The 2,346-nt window shown below is 61.7% G+C and carries 3 protein-coding genes; all 3 read left to right on the forward strand.

The features are described 5' to 3' along the window. On the forward strand, window positions 1-921 hold a 921-nt coding region (locus AC1D1P_RS21240; protein ID WP_477674329.1), incomplete at its 5' end, for a branched-chain amino acid ABC transporter permease. Window positions 922-932: 11 nt separating this feature from the next. Further along, window positions 933-1,700 carry an ABC transporter ATP-binding protein gene (locus AC1D1P_RS21245; protein ID WP_457279485.1) on the forward strand — a complete coding sequence of 256 codons (768 nt, stop codon included), beginning with the start codon at window positions 933-935 and terminating at the stop codon, window positions 1,698-1,700. Window positions 1,701-1,714: 14 nt separating this feature from the next. Continuing rightward, a partial coding sequence (locus AC1D1P_RS21250) for an ABC transporter ATP-binding protein (RefSeq protein WP_477674330.1) occupies window positions 1,715-2,346 on the forward strand: 632 nt, incomplete at its 3' end.

Genomic DNA, 2,346 nt, shown 5'->3' on the forward strand with positions numbered 1-2,346 from the left:
TTCTTCGCGGTCGGCGCCTACCTGTTCGCGCTGCTCGGCTCGCCCCATCTGGCCGATGCGTTCCCCTGGATCGCGGCGCAATTCCCGAACGGGCTGCACCTGCCGATCTGGGCCATCATCCCGATGGCCGCGGCGCTGGCGGGCTTTTTCGGCGTGCTGCTGGGAGCGCCAACCCTCAAGCTGCGCGGCGACTACCTCGCCATCRTCACGCTGGGCTTTGGTGAAATCATCCGCGTGTTCCTGAACAACCTGGACCGTCCGATCAACCTGACCAATGGACCCAAGGGCATCAACCAGATCGATTCGATGAAGTTTTTCGGCTTTGACCTGGGCAAGCCGCATGAGTTTTTCGGCTTCGAGGTCAACTCGGTGTCGATGTACTACTACCTTTTCCTGGTGCTGGTGATCGTCTCGGTCGTGGTTTGCCATCGCCTTGAGAACTCCCGTACCGGCCGCGCCTGGATGGCGATCCGCGAAGACGAAATCGCCGCCAAGGCCATGGGCATTAACACCCGCAACCTGAAGCTGCTGGCTTTCGGCATGGGCGCCACTTTTGGCGGTGTGTCCGGCTCCATGTTTGCTGCCTTCCAGGGCTTTGTGTCGCCCGAATCCTTCAGCCTGATGGAGTCAGTGATGATCGTCGCCATGGTGGTGCTGGGCGGTATCGGCCACTTGCCCGGCGTCATCCTGGGCGCCTTGCTGCTGGCTGCGCTGCCTGAAGTGCTGCGCCATGTGGCCGGCCCGTTGCAGGCCATGACCGACGGACGTCTCGACTCGGCCATCCTGCGTCAATTGCTGATCGCGCTGGCCATGATCACCATCATGCTGATGCGTCCGCGCGGCCTCTGGCCGGCTTCCGAGCACGGCAAGTCGCTGAACAAGCCCGTCGGTCCAGATCCCATCCAGTCAATCAATCCCTAAGGAGAATGGACATGAGCGAAACCATTCTTAAAGTCTCCGGTGTTTCCAAGCGCTTCGGCGGTTTGCAGGCCCTTTCCGATGTCGGCATCCATATCGAGCGTGGCCAGGTGTATGGCCTGATCGGCCCCAACGGCGCCGGTAAAACCACCTTCTTCAATGTGTTGACGGGCCTTTACACACCCGACAGCGGCACCTTCGAGCTCGCCGGCAAGCCCTACAAGCCGACGGCGGTGCACGAAGTGGCCAAGGCCGGCATTGCCCGCACCTTCCAGAACATCCGCCTGTTTGCCGACATGACSGCCCTCGAAAACGTCATGGTCGGCCGCCATATCCGTACCAACTCGGGCCTGATCGGCGCCGTGCTGCGCACYCCCGGTTTCAAGCACGAAGAAGCCGCCATTGCCAAGCGTTCGCAGGAGTTGCTCGACTACGTTGGCATCGGCAAATACGCCGACTTCAAGGCCCGTACCCTGAGCTACGGCGACCAGCGCCGCCTGGAAATTGCCCGGGCCCTCGCCACCGATCCGCAGCTGATCGCGCTGGACGAGCCGGCTGCCGGCATGAATGCGACCGAAAAAGTACAGCTGCGCGAGCTGATCGACCGCATCCGCAAAGACAACCGCACCATTTTGCTGATTGAGCATGACGTGAAGCTGGTCATGGGCCTGTGCGATCGCGTGACGGTGCTCGACTACGGCAAGCAGATCGCTGAAGGCGCGCCTGCAGATGTACAAAAAGACGAAAAAGTGATCACGGCCTATTTGGGCACGGGTCATTGAAGGAAAGCAAGAACATGGCAGCAAACACACTCCTGAAGGTGACCGGCCTGAAGGTCGCTTACGGCGGCATCCAGGCGGTCAAGGGCGTTGACTTCGAAGTCCACGAAGGCGAACTCGTGACCCTGATCGGCTCCAACGGCGCCGGCAAGACCACCACCATGAAAGCCATCACCGGCACCTTGCCGATGCTGGGCGGTGACATCGAATACCTCGGCAAGAGCATCAAGGGCCGTGGTGCCTGGGACCTCGTCAAAGAAGGCCTGGCCATGGTGCCGGAAGGCCGCGGCGTTTTCACCCGCATGACGATTACCGAAAACCTGCAGATGGGCGCCTACATTCGCAGCGACAAGGCGGGCGTTGCCGAAGACATCGAAAAGATGTTCGTGCTGTTTCCGCGCCTGCGCGAGCGCAAGGATCAGCTGGCCGGCACCATGTCCGGCGGCGRGCAGCAGATGCTGGCCATGGGCCGCGCGCTCATGAGCCGGCCCAAGGTGCTGCTGCTGGACGAGCCCTCCATGGGCCTGTCGCCCATCATGGTCGACAAGATCTTCGAAGTGGTCAAGGACGTTTCAGCCCGCGGCGTGACGGTGCTGCTGGTCGAGCAGAACGCCAGCCGCGCGCTCGGCATTGCCAACCGCGGTTACGT

The organism is Polaromonas sp. P1_E1_2 (assembly GCF_056406035.1).